We start from the raw sequence: 5,358 nt of genomic DNA, 5'->3' as shown, positions 1-5,358 counted from the left end.
GGGGGACAAGGGGGACAAGGGGGACAAGGGGGACAAGGGGGACTCCTTGGAGGACAAGTAGGACAAGGGGGACAAGTAGGACAAGGGGCAATACGGTTAGGTTAAGAATATTTGTGAACCCAAAACCCTTGTAGAGACGTTGCACATGCAACGTCTCTACATACGTTAACACCAAGCGTATTGGGACAAGGGGGACAAGTAGGACAAGGAGAATAATTCTTCTTTCTCCCCCTCCCCCCATCTCCCCCTCTCCCCCTCTTTTTGTCTCCCCATCTCCCCTAAGGGCAACGAGGATGAATGCCACCTTGAGTACAAATGTAAGCCAGTTGCTTAGGATCTAAATTTTTGACTTGAGTAAAATCAACTCCCTGTACTACAGCAGATTGTGCCCCCATTGCTGGCGATCGCACAAATTGATCTGCCGGATCTTGTTTGCTAGGAGCAAGAATTGTTCCCTGAAAATCAGCCCCAGTCAAATTTGCTCCCCGTAAATCTGCAAGGCTCAAGTCGGCATTCCGCAAATTAACGTTATTCATCTGAGCCGATCGCAATATAGCACCAGTCAGGCGAGTAGCACTTAAGTTAGCATCGCTTAGATTGGCGCGATCCAAATAAGCTCCCGATAAATCTGATCCTTGCCAATTAGTTTTGGTTAAGTTAGCAAAAGATAATTGTGTGCCGATGGCAATCACCCGACTTAAACTAGCAGCATACAAATTGGCTTCGTTTAATTTCGCTTCCCCCAAATCTGCCCCAGTCAAGCTAGCATTTTCCAAAACAGCACCCCGCAGATCGGCTCCCACTAACTGAGCGCTGCCAAGTTTAGCACCAACCAAACGCGCATTTGATAAATTGGCTCTGTTGAGGGTAGCACGTCTCAAATCAGTACCGATCATCAAAACCCGGCTGAGATTAGCATCGGTGAGATTGGCTTGTTTGATTTGAGCACCACTTAAATCAGCAATTGAATCGTCGTATGTATCCCAGCGTCCATCTTCACCTGCACCCCGGAAACGACTACTTTTAAAACTAGCAGAATTCAAATTTGCGAATTTGAAATTAATTCCCGATAAATCAACATTGTTTAGTACCAAGTTGAAGTTGGAACTATTAAGAGTGCCGCTTTGTCCCAATTGCGTGCGACTCAGATCGAGGCTGTCGATTCGATTGCTGTTGACAGCTAAAATCTTGTTAATCGCTCGCTGATTGATATGTAACTTTGTTTGTCGCATTTCTCGATCTTGGGGTGAGTTGCTGTTAGCATTCATCTCACCAGCAAGAAACTGATTCATGCGTTTTAAATCGGGGATGGCTTCCGGACCCATATTTACCAACGCTTGTTGAATCGTATCAAGTAAAATGGGATTGGTTTCTTTAGCTAACAGACTCACCAAAAATTCCATCGCCTGGGGGTTATTCAGAGTACCCATTGCTAAAATTGCACTTCGGCGTTCCTCATCGGCAGCGGTGGAGTTGGGAGTTAACTGTTTTTCGAGTGCGAGAAACTGTTGTCTTTTACCTTGATCGGCTTCACGGTTGCTTTCCTGAGTTTCGATGTAAATTTGAGTACCTACTAAAGTTCCTAACACAGCAATCATGCTGATAAGTGCCACCCCAAACAAAGGCAGACTGGGGTTTCGCCGCATCCGTCCCCAGAGGTTAGGCTGATCGACATATTCTAAGGCGATCGCTTGTTCCTCATCTTCTGTCAAGCTAGGCTGATGATTACTAGGTAACACCGGGGGGGTAAAGGGGCGAGTAGCATCTATAGTATAAGTACCCGCCAAGCGATCGTGTAGTGCCCGCCTACGCCCTTCCTTCGACGGTAAACCCATCCCTTCAGCCAACCAGAGCAAACCAATTAATCCCGTAAAAATACTTAAGTGAGGAAAGAATAAGCTGTATCTCCATACCAGATAAGCGATGGACATGGGCACAGTCCAACGACCAATTCCTTCTCGCAGCAAAACTGCCCCGAAACCGGGAGGTGCGCCTTTGTGGTTCACAACCCGAACGCCAAACCAGCGTTTGGGAATGGTGCGACCAGTTTTAGCTAGTAAGTATAATTGCCAACCAGAGACTGTCAGGGGAGCTAACAAAGCTACTGTCCACAAAAAGTTAGTAGGCCATGCTACATTTCGCGTACCGTAACTTATAGGTAGAGCCAAAGGTTGAGCGATCGCTCTTTCGGTGACTACAAGCACCGGGTTGAGTGGTACTCGGTCTAGATCGCTTCGAGAATTCGCGTATACACCCATACCGAAGGGAATCAACCCGCTGGTAACTACCAATGTAATTTCGGCTACCCAAGCGGCAATACGCTTAGTTCCTAAGGGTAGAAAATTCGATTTTTCCGGTTCTTTTGAGCGGCTAGTTTGATGATTACTTCTCCTCAGACTTGGAATCCCCATTACATAATTCCTTTTAAGTTTATTTCCACACCACTACCCGCGCGATTATACTATTGCTTGCGTTGAAAGCTGCCGGACACAAAAAATTTGTATCCAAGATACACTAACCCAGCCAACACTGCCAGACTGACAACAGACGCAACGAGTTTGAAAACCGCTTGCAGCATCGCCAAACCGAATAAAACGCTTACGCTACCGACAACAATTTTTCCCGTTCCCGAAAGGCTTTTGAACCAGATTTTAAATCTCTCTAAGTGCGACTTCAAGGCCAGAAAATTTAATTGAAATGTCTGTTTTTTTGCTTTTGGCTGCTCAACAACTACTTTAGGAGATGAGGAATTCATTTCTTCCTCTAGTTGTTGAAGGCTCTGCTGCAAATCATCTTCTCTTTGAGGACTCATTAATCTTTTTTCCTTAGCTAGGATACTTGTGAAATCACAGATTAAGAAGATCGTTATTTTCTTCATCTGTGTATAAAATACCTTTCTCTTCAGGGAAAAATTATGTTTTTTTGTTGTTGGTTTTTAGGCGATCGCTATCCCCAATGACGTTTCTCTTCTTGAACCTTTAGTCATGTAGTGATTTATTTAGCCAAGAAAAAATTATACGCCACACTTAGAAACAAAAAATCAATTGCCAGCGTCTACCAACTCAAGCTATGTATATCAATATCGCTATATAAATCGGGGGCATTAGCAGATGAAGACGCTTAAGCTATTTACGGTTGTTCCCGCATTATTGGCGATGAGTTTGGTTTTCAGCAATGTTACTTTGGCGATCGCACCACTTGTAGTAATCAAACCCAATTCCCAACCCGAACCACTGATTGTCAATGGCAAGTCAGGGGGAGAAAACAAAAGCAATTGCGGTAACATTGCCGCTGCACCTAATCAAGTTATCCAGATTACAGATCCACTACCTTACTTGCGATTAACAGTTGAAAGCGCTGGAAAGCCGACACTGTTGATTGACGGTCCGGGAGGGCGCTTCTGTGTTTTAGCGGATAGTTACTCTGGAAGTAAGCCAGAAATTTCTGGTTACTGGCAAAAAGGGAATTACTCAATATATGTCGGTGAGCTATCTCAACGACAGTATAACTATAGCCTTTCATTTTCGCAACAAAAGAACTAGTCATTCATTCTAATGAACCGATGCATGACTAATCTTCAATCGATTGGGCTGGCACTTCCACTGCGGTAACATCAATGGTTCCTTCTGGTGTGAAACGCCGAAAATGACCTTGTTGCACCAATAATTGCTCTCCACAGTTAGGACATTGCAACGGAGTATTATTTAACCCGCTAAATTGATAAGCACAGACGGGACATTGGTCATTAACCAAGTTGCGTTGCAGCCACCAGCGAAACCCAAAGAAAGCTAAAAGGGGTGCTAAGAATAGCAGCCCAAAAATAATTAGCAGCGAATTAACCAACCAGCCCAAGCCCAATGACCCCAGCAACCAGATAACTGCTACTACAGTCAGCCAAGGGCGGAGATTTAAAAGATTTAACTGTAAGGATTTAAGGCTCATTTTTAAAATGTTGTCCTGCTCTCCTTCTAGGATAGCGACTTTACAACATAGTCAATAGTCTAGAGTCAATGGTCAACAGCTAATAGTCAATAGTCCAAAATCCAAAATTAATAGATCCTTGACTCTTAACTGTTGACTAATGATTCTTGACTATTGACTCTAGATGAAAGTTGCTGCAACCGCTGTTGGAAGGCTTCCATACCGAATATAGCGATCGCTTGTTCTCGCAACCATTCGCCATCACAACGCTGGTCATCACCTTTGAGAATTTCTAAACAAGCCGCCGCCACTGCATCATGATCGCGGTGCGGTACTCGCCATCCTAGTTTACCATCTTGTAAGGGGTCAGCAGAGCCATCATCATCACCGGATAGCACCGGCACTCCACAAGCCATCGCCTCTAAATAGACAATGCCAAAGCCTTCTTGGGAGGGCATAATGTAGGCATCAGCGAGACGGTAGTGTTCAATTAGCTGTTCAGTAGGGACGAAACCAGCAAAAACAACATGAGAACTCACACCTAAATCTAATGCTAGCTGGGCTAATCGCGGTTGATCGTCGCCTCGTCCAATTACCAAGTATTTTACTTCCGGAAAAACCTGGGCTATTTGCGGTAAAGCCCGAATTGTGACATCTACGCCTTTGTAAATATCTCCTGACCACAATCGGGCTACAGTCATTAAGACCTTGGCACCAGTTAAGTTATACTTTGCAATTAATTCTGGCTGTTTGTCTTTTGGTGTAAATTTATCTCCATCAATGGCGCAAGGTAGCATCTGCACGATTTTCGGGTCTATATTATTAGCGACACAAGCGCGATCGCGACTGTAGCGACTGATTGTCCAAATCCCAGATGCTGATGCCAGGGCGCGACGTTCTACACTTTTAAGTGGCTCCCAAACTTCTTTCCCGTAAGTTAATACAGTATAGGGAATGCCCAACGGCTGGCAGAGCGTTTGTACCAGTACCGCCAAGTTGATATGACCGCAGAAAACTTGCTGGGGGCGCTGTTGCAGCAGACACTTAAGTAATGCTGCTGCCATTTTGACTCTGCCCAACTTCGGGTACTGATTCTTAAAGTAATGGAATTTTAAATGCTCGGATTCAAAAGGATTTTCGCACTCAGCACCATCTCGCAGTAAAAATACTTCTGCCTTTGAGGGTTCTCTCAACTTGGTATAAGCTCGAAAAATATCCTTTACATACGATTGAATTCCACCTTCGCGTTCCAAAATTTCTAAGAATACGAAAACATGCTGAGTCTTTTTGCCAAATTTATCACTTAAGTGTGATGTTTCGTCCCGTTTATTGATTAGCATTTTTATTTAAAAAATATAAATTATTAGGGATTAGGGCAATTTTGTTGAGGGGAAAAGGGACTCATGTATGGAAATAAAGCCCCAACCTTGATCTGGG

At 44.3% G+C, this 5,358-nt stretch carries 5 protein-coding genes; 1 reads left to right on the top strand and 4 read right to left on the bottom strand.

Annotated elements, in window-relative coordinates; genetic code table 11:
• Positions 1-278: 278 nt before the first annotated feature.
• Both OGM63_RS01685 and OGM63_RS01680 read right to left on the bottom strand, forming a co-directional pair.
• Positions 279-2,411 (bottom strand): pentapeptide repeat-containing protein, encoded by a 2,133-nt coding sequence (locus OGM63_RS01685; RefSeq protein WP_263743765.1) that lies wholly within the window; start codon positions 2,409-2,411, stop codon positions 279-281.
• Positions 2,412-2,461: 50 nt separating this feature from the next.
• The gene (locus tag OGM63_RS01680) at positions 2,462-2,812 is read right to left on the bottom strand and encodes a hypothetical protein (protein ID WP_263743764.1); all 351 of its coding nucleotides are present in this window, start codon (positions 2,810-2,812) and stop codon (positions 2,462-2,464) included.
• A gap of 298 nt (positions 2,813-3,110) precedes the next feature.
• Between OGM63_RS01680 and OGM63_RS01675 the strand changes: the two genes are divergently transcribed.
• Complete coding sequence (locus OGM63_RS01675) at positions 3,111-3,542, top strand: hypothetical protein (RefSeq protein WP_263743763.1); 432 nt, start codon at positions 3,111-3,113, stop codon at positions 3,540-3,542.
• A 28-nt stretch (positions 3,543-3,570) separates the two neighbouring features.
• Here the strand turns inward: OGM63_RS01675 and OGM63_RS01670 are convergent, their stop codons facing one another.
• Both OGM63_RS01670 and OGM63_RS01665 read right to left on the bottom strand, forming a co-directional pair.
• Positions 3,571-3,942 carry a hypothetical protein gene (locus OGM63_RS01670; protein ID WP_263743762.1) on the bottom strand — a complete coding sequence of 124 codons (372 nt, stop codon included), beginning with the start codon at positions 3,940-3,942 and terminating at the stop codon, positions 3,571-3,573.
• A gap of 125 nt (positions 3,943-4,067) precedes the next feature.
• Entirely contained in the window at positions 4,068-5,261 is a 1,194-nt protein-coding gene (locus tag OGM63_RS01665) for a glycosyltransferase family 4 protein (RefSeq protein ID WP_263743761.1), read from the bottom strand.
• Between the last annotated feature and the right edge of the window lie 97 nt (positions 5,262-5,358).

Source organism: Plectonema radiosum NIES-515 (genome assembly GCF_025753815.1).
Lineage (GTDB): Bacteria > Cyanobacteriota > Cyanobacteriia > Cyanobacteriales > Nostocaceae > Hassallia > Hassallia radiosum_A.
Note: the sequence above shows the minus strand (reverse complement) of the source record. Positions and strands in the feature narration are given on the sequence as shown.